We start from the raw sequence: 17,455 nt of genomic DNA on the forward strand, positions 1-17,455 counted from the left end.
TCCGCCACGGCCCTCACTGCAGGCGGGTGACCACCTTCGCATCCCCGTCCCAGTGGCGGAGACCGCCCACGGTGAGCACCTCGGGCAGGGGTGCGTCCGCGGCCAGGACGCGGAGCGCCGCGGGCAGGTCGACGTCGCGGATGCGCCGAGCGAGGGTGACGTGCGGCGCCCAGTGGCCGGGTCGCGACGAGTCGAGCGATCCCGGAGCGGCGGCGTCGAGCGCGCGGTGGAAGCGGGCGAGTGGCTCGTCGACGACCACACCGAGGCCGAGCACGTGTCGACCGGGGCCGGCGGGGAAGAGCAGGACGCCGGCGACGCGCACGGTCTCGGGCACCGCGACGTCGAGGTCCGGCGGGACGGGCAGGGCCTCGCCGGCCACGAGCGTGACGTGCGGGTCGTTCGTGCCCGAGTGGCCGAGACTCGGCAGCTCCGCGGCGACGAGGGTCTGCCAGAGCGCCCGGACCACTGCGTCCGAGGGGCCGTCGAGGACGAGTTCGATGCTGCGCACGTACCGAGTGAACCAAGGGACCCCGTGACGGCGATGTAACACGGCGGAACGGAACTCGCACCGTGGACTCGCTCCCGTCACACTCGACTCCACGCCGCGGACCACCGCGGCTCCCCCGCACAGCACGGCCCACGAGGAGCACCAGCATGTCCGCAGCCCCTGCACTGCCCGAGAAGCCGAAGGGCAAGCGCCCGATCGGCTGGATCATCGCCGCCGTCATCGTCGTCGTGGCGATCGTCGTCGCCGTCATCGTCGGAGTCGTGCGCTCCGGTGGCGACAGCGGTGGCGCTGCCGCCGGTGACGCTGCGCCGAAGACCGTCACCATCGGTGTCTCGGACAAGTCGCTGCCCTACTGGAACACGTACGTGAAGGCCGCCAAGGAGCAGCTCAACGTCACCGTGAAGCTCCAGAACTTCTCGGACTACTCGCTGCCGAACCCTGCGCTCAAGGACGAGCAGATCGACATCAACCAGTTCCAGCACATCCAGTACCTGGCGAACTACAACGTCACCTCGGACGACGACCTGCAGCCGATCGGCGCGACGGCCGTCTACCCGCTGCCGCTCTACTCGACGAAGGTCTCCGACGTCGCCGACTTCGAGGACGGCGCGAAGGTCGCGATCCCGAACGACGCCATCAACGAGGCGCGTGCGCTCCTGGTCCTGCAGGCCGCTGACCTGCTCGAGCTCAAGGACGGCGGCAACGCCTTCTCGACGACGGCCGACATCACCTCGCACAAGGTCGACGTGCAGACGCTCGACGCCTCGCAGACCGCCAACGCCCTGCAGCAGGGTTCCGTCGAGGGTGCGATCGTCAACGTGAACTACGCCACCTCCGCCGGGCTCGACACCAAGGACGCGATCTTCCAGGACGACCCGAAGAGCGCCTCGGCCGCCCCGTACGTGAACGTCTTCGCCGTCCGCGACGCCGACAAGGACAACAAGACGTACCTCGACCTGGCGGAGCTGTTCCAGGACGACGCCGTGCAGAAGGTCTTCGCGAAGGACTACCCGGACGCCGTCCCGAGCGACGAGAGCGCGGCCTCGCTGCAGAAGGAGCTCGCGACGGTCGAGTCGGACGCGAAGGCGGCAGCGGAGTAGTGCCGGTCCTCGTCGAACTCCGCGGCGTCTCGAAGCACTACCGCCGCGCCGACACCGGCGAGACCGTGGTGGCCGTCGAGGACGTCTCCCTGGACGTGCACCAGGGAGAGGTCCTCGGCGTCATCGGGTACTCCGGTGCCGGCAAGTCCACCCTGGTCAGGTTGGTGAACGCACTCGAGCTCCCCAGCTCCGGGACCGTCACCGTGGCGGGCAAGGAACTGACGGCGATCCCCGAGCGGGACCGCCGTCTGGCGCGTCGCAACATCGGGATGATCTTCCAGCAGTTCAACCTGTTCCGGTCCCGCACCATCGCCGGCAACGTCGCGTACCCGCTCAAGGTCGCCGGCGTGCCGAAGGACGAACGCGACCGTCGCGTCGCGGAGCTGCTCGACTTCGTCGGGCTCCTCGAGCGCGCCCACGCCTACCCGGAGCAGCTGTCCGGTGGGCAGAAGCAGCGCGTCGGGATCGCCCGCGCGCTCGCAGCGTCGCCCGACCTGCTGCTCGCCGACGAGGCCACCAGCGCCCTGGACCCGGAGACCACCTCCGAGGTGCTCGGGCTGCTCCGCCGCGTGAACAAGGAACTCGGCGTCACCATCATCGTCATCACACACGAGATGGACGCCGTCCGCCAGATCGCCGACCGCGTCGCCGTGATGGAGCAGGGACGCGTCGTCGAGGTCGGGGACGTCTACGACGTGTTCTCCGCCCCGAAGACGGGTGCTGCGCAGCGGTTCGTCCGCACCGCGCTGCACGACCGCCCGTCTCCGGACACGCTCGCTCGCCTGCGCGAACGGCACCCCGGGCGCCTGGTGACCGTGCAGATCACCGACGAGGCCGGGCTGCAGAACCGGATCGACGCCGTGTTCCGGTCCGCCGGGGTCACCGCCGAGCTCGTCTACGGCGGGGTCGGCGAGATCCGCGAGCGTCGGATCGGGTCGCTCACCTACGAGCTGACCGCCGGCGGGGGTGCTGGTGCTGGCGGGGGTGCTGGTGCTGGTGCTGGTGCTGGTGCTGGTGCGCCCGACGCCGTCGACCGCGCCGTCGCCGCCCTGCGCGCCGACGGGGTCACGACCGACGAGGAGGCAGCAGCGTGAACAACTCGTTCCAGAGCGTGATCGACACGTTCGACGTCTTCCTGGCCGCCATGCGCGACACCATCGTGATGTCGCTCGTGTCGCTCGTCATCGCCGGGATCATCGGACTCGCCCTCGGACTGCTGCTCTACGCGACCCGACCGGGCAACCTGCTCGGCAACCGCACCGCGTACACGATCATCAACGTCGTCGTGAACCTGGTCCGGCCGATCCCGTTCGTGATCTTCCTCGCCGCGATCGCCCCGCTGTCCCGCGTCGTGGTGCAGACCACGATCGGCGTCCCCGCGGTGACGTTCGCGATCTCGCTGGCAGCGGCCTTCGCGGTGTCGCGCATCGTCGAGCAGAACCTGCTCGCGGTGGACCCCGGCGTCGTCGAGGCGGCGCGGGCGTCGGGCGCACACCCGGTCTCGATCCTGCTGACCGTCCTCATCCCGGAGGGCCTCGGGCCGCTCATCCTCGGCTACACCTTCATCTACATCGGCATCGTCGACATGACGGCGCAGGGTGCGTTGATCGGTGGCGGAGGACTCGGCGAGTACGCGATCACCTACGGCTCGCAGCGGTACGACTGGTGGATCGTCTACGTGTCGGTGGCGGCGATCGTCGTCATCGTGCAGCTCGGCCAGTTCGTCGGCAACCGGTTGGCGCGCGCGACCCTGCGTCGCTGACGCGGGCGCGTCCCGCGCGGCGTGTGCTGCGAGCTCGGCACGTGCCGTGGACGTGACTGCCTGGAGGCCCGGTGCCGGTTCCTGGAACCGGCACCGGGCCTCCAGTGCGTTGCCGCGTTGCGGGCGCGCCCCGCGTCGTCCGCCGAGCGGTCACCGGCTTCCACGACGCGCCGCTCACGTCCGCCGGGGTTCCACGACGCGCCGCGAGCGATCTGCCGAGGTTCCACGAACGCCCGCTGGGGCCCTCGAGGTTCCGAAATCTCGGAGTGTCGGGGCAGCGGGCCGGGCGGCCCGGACGGGACGGGTCCTGGTCGCCGCTCGATGCCGTCTCTGCTCGGTCCGGCGCCGAGGTTCCACGACTCGCCGCACGCAATCCGCCGAGGTTCCACGAACGCCCGCCGCGAGCGCCGAGATGCCGAGATCTTGGAACCTCGGGGCGGGCGGAGCGGGGCGAGCCGGGCCGGGCCGGGCCGGGCCGGGTCAGGCGGCCGGGGACTCGACGGTCTCGACGGTGCCGGTCGCTCCGGGGTGCTCGTAGTGCGCACGCACCAGGATCGGACGGTGGTCGGAGATGCCCGCCGGCAGGGTCTCGACCCCGGCGATGTGCAGCCCGACGCTCGTCGCGAAGTCGAAGTGCCCCGTGAACTTGCGGTAGCGCAGGTAGGTCGGCTGGTCGGAGAGCGACAGCGCGAAGCCGTGCTGCTCGATCTTGCGACGCAGGTTCGTCTGGAACCAGGGGTAGTTGAAGTCGCCGACCATGACGGCGGGGACGTCCTTCGCCAGCTCGCGCAGGAACTGGTGCGCCGCCTCGATCTGCTTGCGGCGCAGTGAGTTCGTCGCGGTCAGCGGTGAGGCGTGGAACGAGGCGACGACGACCTCGGCGTCGGCCTCGTTGTCGCGCAGGTGCATGGCGATGAGCCGCTCGTGCGCGGGCGCGAGGACCCGGTCGTGCAGGGACTTCTGCAGCGAGTGGATGCTGAAGTCCTGCACCTCGAAGCGGTCGTCGCGCTTGTAGATGGCGAGTCCGAGGCGGTTCGTACGGGTCGACGCGGCGAGTGAGAGCCCGCCGATCGACGGCGCCAGGTCGTTGCTGTCGCACTCCTGCACACAGATGACGTCGGCGTCGGAGGCCTCGGCCAGGGCGGCGAGTTCACCGTTCGCGGTGTGCTCGCGGAGGTTGTAGCTGACGACCCGGAGGGCAGTGGGCGGCACGCCTGCGTCGGTGGCGATCGTGCTCTGCTGTTCTGGCGCGGCCATGCTGCCTTCCTGTCCGGGTGGTCCGGGTCACCCTGCCGCGGTAACCGTACTCGGCGTTCGCAAACGGATGCTGAGACTGTAACGCCTGTCGGGTTTCGCGCGTGTGACCGTGACGGAAACGGACAGCCCCGCGGGGCGTGCGCGCGGCCGCGCGGAACCGGCAGCGCTGCGCGGTGTGGTATGGATCAGGCGCGGATACGGCGGGCGGGGCGGACGGTGTCCCCCGCTGTGCGGCTCATCAGGATGCCCTCGACGCACGCGACGGCGAGCAGCGCCGCGATGACCCAGAACGCGACGGTGTACGGGCCGTCGCCACCGAGCCCACCGGCCGCCCGGATGACGACCGCGGCGACGGCGACGCCGAAGCCGGCGGCGGTCTGCTGCAGCGTCGACGAGAGGGTGTTCGCGGGGGTCATGTCGGCCTGCTCGACGTCGGCGAAGGCGATGGTGTTGTACGCCGTGAACCCGACGGAACGGGCGGCTCCGCTGACGACGAGCAGCACGGCCAGCAGCCAGAACGGGGTGTCCTCGGCCATGAACGCCATCGCGACGACGGTCAGCGCCGCGACGGCACTCGACACGATGATCACCGGGCGGTACCCGAACCAGCGCAGGAACGGGGTCGTCATCGGCTTGATGCCGAGGTTGCCGACGAAGACCCACAGCACGGCGGACCCGGCGAGCACGGCACTCCAGCCCCAGGCGTCCTGGAACAGCAGCGGGAGCACGAACGGCACCGCGGAGACCGCCAGCCGGAACAGGCTGCCGCCGGCGTGCGACACCCGGAAGGTCTCGAGCCGGAACGCCTCGAGCCCCATGATCGGGTGCGGTGCCCGGCGGAAGTGCCGGATCGCGAACCAGCAGCAGACGGCTCCGACGACGCCGGACACGATGACGGCCAGGACCGGGATGACGTCGAGCGCAAGCAGGGACGCCATCACGACGAGCGACCCGAGGCCGAAGCACGCCAGCAACGACCCGAACCAGTCGAACGGCACGCGCTGCGCCGCGCGCTCCTGCGGGACGAGCACGAGCGCGGCGACGAACGCGATGACGCCGAGCGGGATGTTGATCAGGAAGATCCAGTGCCACGTGAGGGTGTCGACGAGCACGCCGCCGATGAACGGGGCGATGATCGGTGCGGCCAGCGCCGGCCAGGTCAGGATCGCGATGGCCGTGACGAGCTGCTCGCGGCCGGCGCTCCGCAGCACCACGAGCCGGCCGACGGGCACCATGAGCGCACCGCCGAGCCCCTGCAGGATGCGCCAGAGCGTCAGGTCGACGAGGCCGGTCGACATCGCACACAGCGCCGACGCGATCGTGAAGAGGGCGATCGCGCCCGCGAAGACCGTGCGGGACCCGATCCGGTCGGTGAGCCAGCCCGAGACGGGGATGAAGACCGCCAGTGTGACCAGGTAGGCGGTGATCGCGACGCCGACGGCGGCGGAGTCGACGCCGAGGTCGCGTCCCATCGCCGGTGCTGCGGTCGCCAGGATCGTGCCGTCGAGGAGCTCCATGAAGAAGGTGCCCGCCACGAGCACGGCGACCGCCGTGCTGCCCGTCCGTCGTCTGGGTGTCGTCGTCATCGTCGCCATGTCGCGTCAAAGGCTATGCCCACTGCGGCGTCACGCGACGATCCGCGTCGCATGCTTCCGCCGCCTGGTTGTGCATTGCAGAATGATGCGCACCAGCGCGTTGCCCCGGCGGTGCGCCGAGCGGGAGCGTGGGGGCAGCGCGACGACAGGAGGCCCACCGATGACCGACGCCGACACGACGACCGGGGCCGGGACCGTGACCGGGACCGTGACCACGAAGGGCGCCTGGGATCCGGCAGCGAGCACGCCGCACCACGTCCTCGACCACGCCCACCTGCCCGTGATGACCCTGCGCGAGTCCGCCCTGGCGAACAACACCGCCGTCATGCAGGCCTACGTCGACCGCCACGGCCTGCTGTTCGCGCCGCACATGAAGACCCACATGGCGCCGGACCTCGCCGCGCGGCAGATCGACGCCGGGGCCTGGGGCGTCACGGTCGCGTCCGTCCAGCAGGCGATGGTCGCGTGGGAGCACGGCGTGCACCGCATCCTCGTCGCGAACGAGGTCCTCGACCCCGCGGGCCTCGCCTGGCTCGCGTCCCGGCGCACGGTCGACCCGGACGCCGACGTCCTCTGCTCCGTCGACTCCGCAGCGGGTGTCGCCGCCGCGGTCGCCGCACAGGGGGCTGTCGGCGGCGAGCTGCACGTCCTGGTCGAACTCGGGTTCCCGGGCGGCCGCACCGGGGTCCGCTCCCCTGACGACGCGCGTGCCCTCGCGCGCCTCGCCCACGACGCCGGGCTCGCGCTCCGCGGTGTCTCCGGGTACGAAGGCGGGCTGCCCGGCGTCGACGCTGCGCGCGAGTACGTCGACGGCGTGCTCGACGTCGCCGAGGACGTCCGCGGGCTCGTCGACGGTCGCGGGCTCCTCAGCATGGGCGGCAGCGCCTGGTTCGACGCCGTCGTCGACGCCGTCGCACGACGCACGGACGACCTCGACGTGCTGCTGCGTTCGGGTGCGTACCTGACCCACGACGACGGCTTCTACGCCGAGCGCACGCCCTTCGGCCGGCACCCGGCCGAGGGATCGCTCGTCGCCGCGATCGAGGTGTGGGGACGCGTCACGTCCTGCCCCGAGCCCGGGCTCGCCCTCGTCGCGGTCGGGAAGCGCGACATCTCCTTCGACGAAGGGCTGCCGGTCGTGCGGGCGGTCCGGCCAGGAGGCACGGCGGGCGCCGCGCAGGTCGTCCCACCTCCCGGGGCGGTCACCGTCACCCGCCTCGACGACCAGCACTGCTACCTCGCGCTGGCGGACGGGGCCCCCGAGCTCACGCCCGGCGACGTCGTCGTGTTCGGGATCTCGCACCCCTGCACGGTGTTCGACAAGTGGCGGCAGGTGCACGTCCTCGCCGACGACGACACCGTGCTCCGGACGATCGCGACGTGGTTCTGATGCGCGCGACCACGGCTGTCCCGGCGCCGACGGACGGCGACGGACCCGCGCGCAACGCTGCGCTGTCGCTGCGCCGCGGGCTCCGCCTGCTCGACTGCATCGCCGACCGCACCCGCAGCGGCGCGGTGTCCGTGAGCCTGTCCGTGCTGGCCGACGAGCTCGGCACGTCGAAGTCGACGGTGCTCCGGCTGACCGCCCCGATGCTCGAGAACGACCTGCTGCGCCGCACCCCGGATGCCGGGTTCACGCTCGGGCTCGGCGCCCTGCTGCTCGGGCAGAGCTACCTCGAGGGCATCGACCTGCGCTCCGCCGCCGCACCGTTCCTGCGCCGGACCGCGGAGCAGACCGGGCTGACGTGCCACCTCGTGGTGCCCGACGGCACCGACATCGTCTACGTCGACAAGGTCGAGACCCGCGGCACGGTGCGGATGGGGTCGCGCATCGGCAACCGCCTGCCCATGCGGAACACCGCCTCCGGCAAGGCGATCGTCGCGTTCGGCGAACCGGAGCTGCTCGACCGCGTGCTCGCCGAACCGGCCCAGGTCATGACGGAGCACACCATCACCGACGACGACCGCTGGCGGCACGAGGTCGACCGCACACACGGTCGCGGGTACGGCATCGACGACCGCGAGAACGAACCGGACATCCGGTGCGTCGCCGCCCCGGTGTTCGACCACGCGAACCAGGTGGTCGGCGCGATGAGCATCTCGGGGCTCGCGTCGCGGTTCCCCGCAGCCGCGGTCCGCGAACTCGGCGACGGCGTCGTGCGGACCGCGCACGAGATCTCGGTCGCGCTGGGGTCCTCGTCGGCGCAGCTCGCACTCGCGCGGAGTGCCCGGTGACCGGCTCGGTGCTGACGTTCGGCGAGACGATGCTGCTCCTGACCGGGCGCGACGTCGGTGCGGTGCCGGACCTGGAGCACATGCGGGTCGACACCGGCGGAGCCGAGAGCAACGTCGCGATCGGTCTGGTCCGCGCCGGGGTGCCGGCCACGTGGCTCGGTCGGGTCGGCACGGACCCCGCCGGCGACCGGGTCACCGCCGACATCGGGAACGAAGGCGTCGACGTCCTCGCCGTCCCGGACGCCGAACGCTCCACCGGCATCATGATGAAGGAGCGGCTGCTCGACGGCCGCACGCGGGTCACCTACCACCGCCGGGGTTCGGCCGGGTCGGCGTTGACGGCGACCGACCTGCCCGGCAGCATCGTCGAGACGGCGGCGCTCGTGCACGTCACGGGCATCACCCTCGCGCTCTCCGAGTCCGCGCGGGACACCGTGACCGCAGCCCTCGACCGGGCGTCCGCCGCTGGCGTGCCGGTGTCCTTCGACGTCAACCACCGACCGAAGCTCATCGGCGCCGACGCTGCACGTGACCGGTACCGGGCCGTCGCCGCCCGTTCCACGGTGGTCTTCGCCGGGGACGACGAGGCACGGCTCGTGCTCGGCCGTGACGAGCAGGACGACGACGAGGAATCGCTCGCGCACGAGCTCGCCGCACTGGGACGGGGCCGCGCGGTCGTCAAGCTCGGCTCCCGCGGCGCGGTGGCGTCGATCGACGGCGTGTTCCTCCGGCGACCCGCGACCCCGGTGCGCGTCGTCGACCCGGTCGGTGCCGGTGACGCCTTCGTCGCGGGGTGGCTCGCGGCGAGCCTGGGCGGAGCGGATGCTGCCGAGGCACTCGACCGAGCCGCCGACGCCGGCGCACTCGCCTGCACCGTCGAGAGCGACTGGCGCCGCCCGGACCCCGAGGCACTGCACCACGCTCCGGACCCGTCGGACACCGACCACGCCGTGCACGACCGCGTCGACCGCTGACGCCGTGCCCGCCGCAAACCACCACTCGAGGAAGCGCACCATGACGAACGACACCACGAGCACCGAGCAGCACGCCGGTGCGCGGCACCGCCACCAGGCCGGTCCGGCGATCGCGATCCTCCGCGGCGGCACCGGCGACCACGTCGAGGCCGTCGTCGCCACGCTGGTCGAGTCCGGCGTGACGGCCATCGAGATCACCACGAACACCCCGCGGTGGCGCGAGGGCATCGCCTGGGCGGTCGAGCGGTACGGTTCCGCGGCCTCGATCGGCGTCGGCACCGTGCTCGACGTCCGCCAGCTCGACGAGGCCGCCGCGGCCGGAGCCTCGTTCGCGGTGAGCCCGCACCTCGACGCCGAACTCGGTGAGCGGGCGCACGAGCGCGGCCTCGGGTGGTACCCGGGCGCCGCGACCCCGACCGAGATCGTCCGCGCCTGGCAGCTCGGCGCCCGTGCGGTGAAGGTGTTCCCGGCGGCGCAGCTCGGCGGCCCCGCGTTCCTGCGGCAGGTCCTGGCACCACTCGACTTCGTCGACGTCATCCCGACCGGCGGCATCGGTGTCGACGACGCCCCGGACTACCTGGCCGCCGGCGCGGTCGCCGTCGGGCTCGGTTCCCCGCTCGTCGGCGACGCGTTGACCTCGGGCGACCTCGACGCCCTGCGAGCGCGGGCCGGCCGCCTCGTCGCGGCGCTCGACCGATGACCGTCCCGGGGAGCACGACCGGCGGTCCGGTCCTGCTGCGCGGCGGGGCCGTGCTCGGCGTGGACGGCGCTCCGGTGCGCGCCGACGTCCTCGTCGCCGACGCCGTGATCCGCGCCCTCGGCCCGGACCTGGACGCCCCCGTCGACGCGCACGTGATCGACTGCGACGGTCGCCTGGTGCTGCCGGGCTTCGTCGACGCGCACTCGCACGCCGGTTCGCTCGTGTTCGACGAGGGGGTGCAGCTCGCGCTCCTGCGGCAGGGCGTGACCACGATCGTGACCGGACAGGACGGCGTCGGGCCGGCCCCGGGCGACGGTTCGTACGCCGACACGTACTTCGCCGCCATCGACGGGCCCCACCCGTCCTACCGGGGTGGCGGGGTCCACGGGCTGCTGGCGACCTACGACGGCACCACCCCGATCAACGTCGCGACACTCGTCCCCGCCGGCACGGTCCGTCACCAGGTCATGGGCGACGACCCGGGGCCGGCTGACAGCGCACAGCTGGCGGCGATGCGCGAGCTCGTGCGCGACGGCCTCGCGGACGGAGCGGTCGGTCTGGCGACGGGGCTCGACTACGTCCCCGGCCTGTTCGCCGACACCGCCGAGCTCACCGCGCTCTGCACCGAGGTCGCCGCCGTCGACGGCCTGTACGTCTCGCACATGCGCGGTGGCTACGAGGGCAACGCCCGCGCAGGCCTCGACGAGATCGCCGCCATCGTGCGTGGGTCGGGTGTCCGGGCGCACGTCTCCCACCTGCACGCCCCCGTCGACCTCGCGGTGACGGCACTCGCCGCGCTCGAGGCCGAGGGCGCCCCGATGTCGTTCGACGCCTACCCGTACTCGCGCGGCTGCACGATCCTGTCGATGCTGCTCCTGCCCGCGGCCCTCGCCCGGCCCGGCACCGAGGACCTCGCCCACGCGATCGCCGACGACGGGGGTCGCGCCGCGGTCCGTGCCGCCGTGCTCGACCGCGTGCTGTCCCGCGCCGACCTCGGCACCGGATGGGCCGAGCAGATCACGCTGTCGCACGTGCCCGCCGCCGAGTTCCACGCATTGCAGGGACGGACCCTGGCCGACGCCGCCGAGGCCACCGGGACGGATCCGGTCGACCTGGCGCTCGACGTCCTGGTCGACTCGGCGCTGCAGGTCACCGCCGTGATGCGCGTCCCCCGACCCCGGACCGCCGACGACCTCGCGCCGCTCTTCCGGCTGCCCGGGCACACGGCCGGGTCCGACGGCATCTTCGTGGGCACGCACCCGCACCCCCGGGCGTACGGCACGTTCGCGCGCTACCTGCAGGACTTCGCGCGCACCGGGCTCCTGACGTGGTGCGAGGCCTCCCGGCACCTGTCGACGACCGCCGTCGAGCGACTCGGGCTCGGCCGACGCGGCACGGTGGCGGTCGGGGCGGTCGCGGACCTGGTGGTCGTCGATCCCGATCGGGTGGCGGCGCGGTCGAGCTACGACGAACCGATGCGCCTGGCCGAGGGCATCGACGACGTCCTCGTCGCCGGCGTCCCCGTGCTCGTCGACGGTGGCCTGACGCACGCGACCCCCGGCGCCGGGCTGCGTCGCCGTCCGGGTCGGATCGACCACGAGCAGGGAGCAGCAGGCACCGGGGGCCGGTGAGGCTTCACACAGCCTGCCGGGTCGTCACGAGGCGCTGGGCAGCACCGCGACGACGTCGATCTCGACCAGGATGTTCGCCAGGTGCGACTGCACGGTCGTGCGGACCGGGTACGGCTGCGAGAAGTGCTTCGCGTACTCCTCGTTGAAGGCCGGGAAGTCGCGGTCGGAGTGCTCGAGGTGCACCGTGGACTTCACGACGTCGTCGAGGGTGGCACCGTGCTCGGCGAGGACCGCTGCGACGTTGGCCAGCACCTGGGCGGTCTGTCCGGCCACGTCGTCGGCGATCGCGCCGGTGGCGGGGTCCTGCGGGCCGAACCCGGCGGTGTAGATGAAGCCGTTGGCGACGATGCCCTGGCTGTAGGGTCCGGCGGGCTTCGGGGCGTCGTCGGTCACGATGGCGGTCTTCGGCGCGGTGGGGTTCGGCACGGTTGCTCCTGGGTTCGTCGGTCGTCGGCGGAGACTCCAGGCTAGGCGGAGGCCACGCGGTGGCGCCGACCACGCGACCGACGCTTTCCGCACTGCAGAACGCGGGGCGTGCCTCCCGTCCGGGGTGCCGCACCGACCACCCAGGTGGAGGGCGACTACCCTGGCCGGGTGCCGTCCTCCCTGCCCGAACGCCGCCGAGCGCGCGCGTGAGCCGGCTGGACGGCGCGGTCACCGGGACCGCCGCGAGCGGACGGCGCCGCGCACTCGACACCGTCACCTCCCTGCCGGCGTGGGCGGCCGTGCTGCTCGTCTGGACCGGCGGCCGGATCGTGTCGACGCTCTGGCTGGCGCTCGCGTACCCGCTCATCGGCAGGGCGATGCCGGACAACGCCATCTGGGGCAACGAGCACGGCTTCACGGCGTTCCTCACCGCCTGGGACGGGCAGTACTACGAGCAGATCTCGTTGCACGGCTACCCCGACGTGCTGCCGGTCGACGCCCTCGGCAACGTGGCCCAGAACGCCTGGGCCTTCCTGCCGGCCTTCCCGTTCACGATCCGGATGCTCACGGCCTCGACCGGGCTGCCGTTCACCGTCGGCGCACCGCTCATCTCCGTCCTCGCCGGCCTGCTGGCGACCTACCTGCTGCACCGTCTCGTCCGTGACCGTGCGGGCAACGCCGCGGCGATGTGGGCGGTCTTCTTCTTCACGTGCGGTCCGCTGTCGTTCCTGCTGCAGGTCGGCTACGCGGAGAGCATGTTCCTCGCGCTCACGTTCGGCGCACTGCTGGCCCTGGAGCGTCGGCGGTACGGGCTGCTCACCGTGCTCGGGGTCGCCGCCGCCTTCACCCGTCCGGGTGCGTTGGCCGTCCCGCTCGTGCTCGGGGTCATCGCCCTGGTGCGGTGGGTCCGGGCGCGCCGTGAGACCGGGCGTGTGCTCAACACGTTCCCGCTCCGTGAACAGGTGCAGGTCGTCGCCGCAGGCGTCGTGATGGTCGCGGCGGGACTCGCGTGGCCCGTCATCGCGTCGCACGTGACCGGGACGCCGAACGCCTACCTCGAGACCGAGATGTCCTGGTGGGTGAACTTCATCGGCCGCGTGGACTTCGTGCCGCTGTCGCCGTGGTTCCTCATCGCGGGGCGCTGGCTCGGCGTCGGCGGGATCCTCATCGTGGTGTTCTTGCTGGTCGGGTTCCCGATCTGGCTGCTCCGCCGGTCGACGAAGCGGCTCGGGTCGACGACCGTGCTGTACTCGGCCGCGTACGCGCTGTACATCTTCGCGGTGTCGCTGCCGATGGCCTCGACCCCGCGGCTGCTGATGCCCCTGGCGCCGTTGTTCGGCTCGCCGGAGCTCGTCGCGAAGCCCTGGATGCGGTGGACGTTCGTCACCGCGGCGCTGGCCGGGCAGCCGGTGCTCGTCGCGGTGCTCTGGCTGCTCGGCCCTCCGTAGCGGTCGCCGACGGCGGCTCTCGCGGCGGTTCCGACGCGGAACGACGAATCCGCTGTCGTACGACAACGGGTTCGTCGTTCAGCGTCGGACCCGGACGCTACAGCTCGACGGTCCCGTGGTCGCCGGTGTCCGGCTGGCTCTGCTTGCCGAGCGCGGCCTTGAACATCTGCACCAGGCTGCCGACGGGGCCGGTGTCCTGGGTCCAGTACTCGACCGAGACCCCTTCGACGGTGAGGAGTCGGATCGACGGGTCCTGACGCCCCTCGGGGAACCAGGCCTCGGCGAACGGGGACCAGAGCTCGTCGACGACCGAGTCGTCCTGCGTCACGGTCGCGGTCCCGGCGATGGACAGGTACCCGCCCTGCGACTCGATGGCGACGTTGACGTGCGGGTTCCGAGCGATGTCCTCGACCTTCTCGCTGCCGTCCTGCACCAGGAACCGCAGGGTCCCGTGGAACGTCTTGTCCTGCACGGCGAGGGGCCGGGCGTGCAGGCTCCCGTCCTCGCTCACCGTGGTGAGCAGTGCCGTGTGGGCGCCGTGGACGATGTCCGAGATGGCGGCGCGCTGGTCCGTCTGCGTGTCGGTCATGATGCTCCTTTGCGTCGTGCGCCCCACCCGTCCCGACGTTCGACCGCGGGTCCGGCGGGGCCGTACCGTTCCCGCCAGTGTGCCCCTCCACGCTGGGCGCGTCCGGCACGCGACGGCTCCACCCCGACCGGGAGGCCCGCGCCGGCTCCCGCGGGAACGTCCGGACGGGCGGGTGGCCGGCTCGCAGGGCCTGTGCCACCGTCCAGCGCGGTTCGTGCGCATGCGCGGGCCGGCGAGGGTCAGGCGGGCTCGCGGATGGTGGTCTCGACGTCGACGACCTGCGGGACCCGCGGCATCGAGGCGAAGCCGAACGCGACGGGTGGGTCGAGCGGCGCGAGCGTTCCGAGGGGCTCCCCCGCCCAGGTCCCGCGCACACCGGTGACGTCGTGCGCCCCGGTCACGCCGTAGTACTCGCGCCGGCCGTTCCCTGCCGAACCGGCGGTGCCGGAACCGGGTGCGACGAGCCGGGCGATCGGGTCGATGGCGGCGAGCCAGCGGGGATCGCGGGCGACGGGCTTCGGCACGATGCGGAGCAGGCGTCCGAGCGGCGAGATCGTGCCGACGTCGACCGAGACCTGCAGGGCGCCGGCGTCGAGCTCCAGACCGCGGGCCGTCCGTCGCGCCCGGACGTCGACCACGGACACGGTGTCGAAGCGGTAGGTGCCGGAGACGTACGCGGCGACGATCTCGTCCGGCGCGAGCAGCACGCTGGTGCCGTCGGGGAGTTCCAGGAACACGTCGGTGAACGCGCCGAAGGGCGAGCGGTCCCACATCCCGACGACGATCCGGACGCCGGAGGTGGTCCCGACGCCCATGATCCGACCGCGGAACCGGCGCTCGACGGGAGGGTTGCTGGGACGTGACGGCATGCCGTGGACCGTACCCGGCGCCCCCGTGAGCCGGACCGACGGAGTCGACCCGGGCCTCCCGTCCGACCGATTCCCGAAAGCGACAGATCGCCGCGAACGTTCCGCGGCGATCTGTCGCTTTCGCGGGGGGGGGGGGACCCGGCCATCCGCGCCGACCGCTCCGACCGCTTACGGGACGGGGACGGGCTCGGCGAGCAGCTCGCGCACGCGGGGCGCGACCTGGGTGCCGTAGAGCTCGATCGACCGCAGCATGTCCTCGTGCGGCAGGCGACCGGTCGCGTACCGCATGTCGAACCGCGAGGCACCGAGGATCCGCATGTTCCGGGCGACCTTCCGCGCCACCGTCTCGGGCGACCCGACGTAGAGCGAGCCGCCGGCGGACAGGCCGGCGCGGTAGCCCGCGACGTCCAGGGGCGGCCAGCCGCGCTCCCGACCGAGCTGGTCGGTGACGGCCTTGTGGTACGGCCAGTAGCGCTCGGCGGCTTCCTCGTCGGTCGCGGCGACGAAGCCCGGCGAGTGCATCGCGATGGGCTGCTGCGGCAGGTCGAGCTGCGTGAGCGCCTGCCGGTACAGCCGTGAGAACGGGGCGAACTGCGCCGGCTGCCCGCCGATGATGGCGAGGAACAGCGGCAGGCCGTACGACGCCGCGCGGATGACCGACTGCGGCGAGCCGCCGACGCCGATCCAGGTGGGGATGGCGCCGTGCTCGAGCTTCGGGAAGACGTCCTGGTCGACCAGGCCGGCGCGCTTCGTGCCGGACCACGTGACGGCGTCGCCGCCGCGCAGGGCAGCCCAGAGCTGCAGCTTCTCCTCGAACAGGACCTCGTAGTCGCTCAGCTCGTAGCCGAACAGCGGGAACGACTCGGTGAACGAGCCACGGCCGAGGATGACCTCGGCACGACCGTTCGAGATCGCGTCGACGGTGGCGAACCGCTCGTACACGCGGACCGGGTCGTCGGAGGACAGCACGGTCACGGCCGAGCCGATGCGGATGCGCTCGGTGCGTGCGGCGATCGCGGCGAGGACGACCTCGGGCGCGCTCACCACGAAGTCGGCGCGGTGGTGCTCGCCGACGCCGATGAAGTCGATGCCGACCTGGTCGGCGAGGACGGCCTGGTCGACGACGTCGCGGATGCTCTGCGCGTCGGACTGCAGCGTGCCGTCGGCGAGTTCGGTGACGTCGCCGAAGGTGTCGATGCCGAGCTGCACGGGGCCGATCCGCTCGGGTGCGGGCGGCGGCACGTCCGAGGGGCGGTCGGTGCCGAATGCGTTGCTCATGGTTCCTCCTGATCGCATTTCCATGCGTTTGCATCAACCTACCACGACCGGGGCAGTCCGGCCAGCCGGCACGGCCAGCGCGGCCAGGCTGGCACGGCCAGCGCCCGCGTGTACGGTCGCCCGCATGCCGAAGCTCCCTGACCAGACCGGACGCAGGATCGTCGTCACCGGCTCCAACAGCGGCACCGGGAAGGAAGCCGCGACCCGCCTCGCCGCCGCCGGTGCCAGTGTCGTGGTCGCCGTCCGCAGCACGGAGAAGGGCGACGCCGCCGCGGCCGAGATCCGCGCCGCCCACCCGCAGGCCGACGTCGAGGTGCGCGAACTCGACCTGGCGGACCTGGCGAGCGTGCGACGCTTCGCCGCGGGCATCGTCGACGAGGACCGACCGATCGACGTCCTGGTCAACAACGCCGGCGTCATGGCGCCACCGCAGCGGTTCGAGACGGTCGACGGCTTCGAGCTGCAGTTCGGCACGAACTTCCTCGGCCCGTTCGCGCTGACGAACCTGCTGCTGCCGTCGCTGCTCCGTGCCGAGGCACCGCGGGTCACGACGATGTCGAGCCTCGCGGCGATCCCCGGCCGGATCCGGTTCGGCGACCTGCAGTGGGAACGCGGCTACAACGGCTGGCGCGCATACGGCCAGTCGAAGCTCGCCGACCTGCTCCTCGCGCTGCACCTGCACCGGCTGACCGTCGAGGCGGACCGCACCCTGGTCAGCACCGCGGCGCACCCCGGCTACACGCGCACCAACCTGCAGTCGGCGGGCCGCTCACTCGGCCGTGCGAAGCCGGTGCGGTCGAGCAACCGTGCGCTCCCCTTCACGCAGGCGGTCGAGCAGGGCACGGAGCCGCTGCTCTACGCCGCGGTCGGCCCGAACGCGGTCGGCGGCGCGTACTACGGCCCGGCCGGCCCCTTCGGCCTGACCGGACCGACGACCGCCGTCTCGATCCCCGGCTCGGCGCGGAGCGCGGATCTCGCCCGCTCGCTCTGGGCCGTCGCCGAGGACCTCACCGGGACGCGTCCGCCGCTCTGAGCGCGGGGCGTGGCTCGCACGGTGCGCGGCACGCGGCCGGGAGGCCCGTG

The 17,455-nt window shown here is 72.5% G+C and carries 17 protein-coding genes; 10 read left to right on the plus strand and 7 right to left on the minus strand.

Annotation, left to right across the window (positions count from 1 at the left end; all coding sequences use genetic code 11):
- Positions 1-13: 13 nt before the first annotated feature.
- A complete protein-coding gene (locus ACGH48_RS13735; protein WP_396288966.1) occupies positions 14-508 on the minus strand; it encodes a 2'-5' RNA ligase family protein in 495 nt (164 codons plus the stop codon).
- Positions 509-654: 146 nt separating this feature from the next.
- On the opposite strand from ACGH48_RS13735, the gene ACGH48_RS13740 reads away from it, so the two are divergent.
- Genes ACGH48_RS13740 through ACGH48_RS13750 form a run of 3 tightly spaced genes read left to right on the plus strand, consistent with a single transcriptional unit; the run spans position 655 to position 3,370 of the window.
- A complete protein-coding gene (locus ACGH48_RS13740; protein WP_123313907.1) occupies positions 655-1,608 on the plus strand; it encodes a MetQ/NlpA family ABC transporter substrate-binding protein in 954 nt (317 codons plus the stop codon).
- A complete protein-coding gene (locus tag ACGH48_RS13745) occupies positions 1,608-2,702 on the plus strand; it encodes a methionine ABC transporter ATP-binding protein (protein WP_396288967.1) in 1,095 nt (364 codons plus the stop codon). The genes ACGH48_RS13740 and ACGH48_RS13745 overlap by 1 nt, the downstream gene beginning before the upstream one ends.
- Positions 2,703-2,752: 50 nt before the next feature.
- Entirely contained in the window at positions 2,753-3,370 is a 618-nt protein-coding gene (locus ACGH48_RS13750; RefSeq protein ID WP_123314086.1) for a methionine ABC transporter permease, read from the plus strand.
- Positions 3,371-3,850: 480 nt separating this feature from the next.
- Here the strand turns inward: ACGH48_RS13750 and ACGH48_RS13755 are convergent, their stop codons facing one another.
- Together ACGH48_RS13755 and ACGH48_RS13760 are read right to left on the minus strand one after the other, a co-directional pair.
- Positions 3,851-4,627 (minus strand): endonuclease/exonuclease/phosphatase family protein, encoded by a 777-nt coding sequence (locus tag ACGH48_RS13755; RefSeq protein WP_123313909.1) that lies wholly within the window; start codon positions 4,625-4,627, stop codon positions 3,851-3,853.
- A gap of 185 nt (positions 4,628-4,812) precedes the next feature.
- On the minus strand, positions 4,813-6,222 hold the full coding sequence (locus ACGH48_RS13760) for an MFS transporter (protein WP_396288968.1): 1,410 nt from the start codon (positions 6,220-6,222) through the stop codon (positions 4,813-4,815).
- Positions 6,223-6,382: 160 nt separating this feature from the next.
- On the opposite strand from ACGH48_RS13760, the gene ACGH48_RS13765 reads away from it, so the two are divergent.
- From ACGH48_RS13765 to ACGH48_RS13785, 5 genes are read left to right on the plus strand one after another with little or no spacing between them, the layout of a single operon-like run.
- Positions 6,383-7,612, plus strand: coding sequence for an alanine racemase (locus ACGH48_RS13765; RefSeq protein ID WP_396288969.1), 1,230 nt, complete (start codon positions 6,383-6,385; stop codon positions 7,610-7,612).
- Positions 7,612-8,457 carry an IclR family transcriptional regulator gene (locus ACGH48_RS13770; RefSeq protein ID WP_340196517.1) on the plus strand — a complete coding sequence of 282 codons (846 nt, stop codon included), beginning with the start codon at positions 7,612-7,614 and terminating at the stop codon, positions 8,455-8,457. The genes ACGH48_RS13765 and ACGH48_RS13770 overlap by 1 nt, the downstream gene beginning before the upstream one ends.
- On the plus strand, positions 8,454-9,431 hold the full coding sequence (locus ACGH48_RS13775; protein ID WP_396288970.1) for a sugar kinase: 978 nt from the start codon (positions 8,454-8,456) through the stop codon (positions 9,429-9,431). The genes ACGH48_RS13770 and ACGH48_RS13775 overlap by 4 nt, the downstream gene beginning before the upstream one ends.
- Positions 9,432-9,471: 40 nt before the next feature.
- Positions 9,472-10,131, plus strand: coding sequence for a bifunctional 4-hydroxy-2-oxoglutarate aldolase/2-dehydro-3-deoxy-phosphogluconate aldolase (locus tag ACGH48_RS13780; RefSeq protein ID WP_123313914.1), 660 nt, complete (start codon positions 9,472-9,474; stop codon positions 10,129-10,131).
- Positions 10,128-11,762, plus strand: coding sequence for an amidohydrolase family protein (locus ACGH48_RS13785; RefSeq protein ID WP_396288971.1), 1,635 nt, complete (start codon positions 10,128-10,130; stop codon positions 11,760-11,762). The genes ACGH48_RS13780 and ACGH48_RS13785 overlap by 4 nt, the downstream gene beginning before the upstream one ends.
- A 24-nt stretch (positions 11,763-11,786) precedes the next feature.
- Here ACGH48_RS13785 and ACGH48_RS13790 read toward each other — a convergent pair whose 3' ends face one another.
- The gene (locus tag ACGH48_RS13790; protein WP_123313916.1) at positions 11,787-12,188 is read right to left on the minus strand and encodes a RidA family protein; all 402 of its coding nucleotides are present in this window, start codon (positions 12,186-12,188) and stop codon (positions 11,787-11,789) included.
- Positions 12,189-12,394: 206 nt separating this feature from the next.
- Here ACGH48_RS13790 and ACGH48_RS13795 point away from each other — a divergent pair, with 206 nt between their 5' ends.
- A complete protein-coding gene (locus ACGH48_RS13795) occupies positions 12,395-13,636 on the plus strand; it encodes a hypothetical protein (protein ID WP_396288972.1) in 1,242 nt (413 codons plus the stop codon).
- 97 nt (positions 13,637-13,733) lie between these two features.
- On the opposite strand, the gene ACGH48_RS13800 is transcribed toward ACGH48_RS13795, so the two are convergent.
- From ACGH48_RS13800 to ACGH48_RS13810, 3 genes are all read right to left on the minus strand, one after another.
- A complete protein-coding gene (locus ACGH48_RS13800) occupies positions 13,734-14,225 on the minus strand; it encodes a pyridoxamine 5'-phosphate oxidase family protein (protein ID WP_123313918.1) in 492 nt (163 codons plus the stop codon).
- A gap of 239 nt (positions 14,226-14,464) precedes the next feature.
- Positions 14,465-15,094 (minus strand): hypothetical protein, encoded by a 630-nt coding sequence (locus tag ACGH48_RS13805; RefSeq protein ID WP_396288974.1) that lies wholly within the window; start codon positions 15,092-15,094, stop codon positions 14,465-14,467.
- Between the two features lie 168 nt (positions 15,095-15,262).
- Positions 15,263-16,372 (minus strand): LLM class flavin-dependent oxidoreductase, encoded by a 1,110-nt coding sequence (locus ACGH48_RS13810; RefSeq protein ID WP_396288976.1) that lies wholly within the window; start codon positions 16,370-16,372, stop codon positions 15,263-15,265.
- 124 nt (positions 16,373-16,496) lie between these two features.
- On the opposite strand from ACGH48_RS13810, the gene ACGH48_RS13815 reads away from it, so the two are divergent.
- Positions 16,497-17,405: an SDR family oxidoreductase gene (locus ACGH48_RS13815; RefSeq protein WP_123313921.1), complete on the plus strand. Its 909-nt coding sequence runs from the start codon at positions 16,497-16,499 to the stop codon at positions 17,403-17,405.
- The last annotated feature ends 50 nt before the right edge of the window (positions 17,406-17,455 follow it).

Source organism: Curtobacterium pomorum (assembly GCF_044497295.1).
Classification (GTDB): domain Bacteria; phylum Actinomycetota; class Actinomycetes; order Actinomycetales; family Microbacteriaceae; genus Curtobacterium.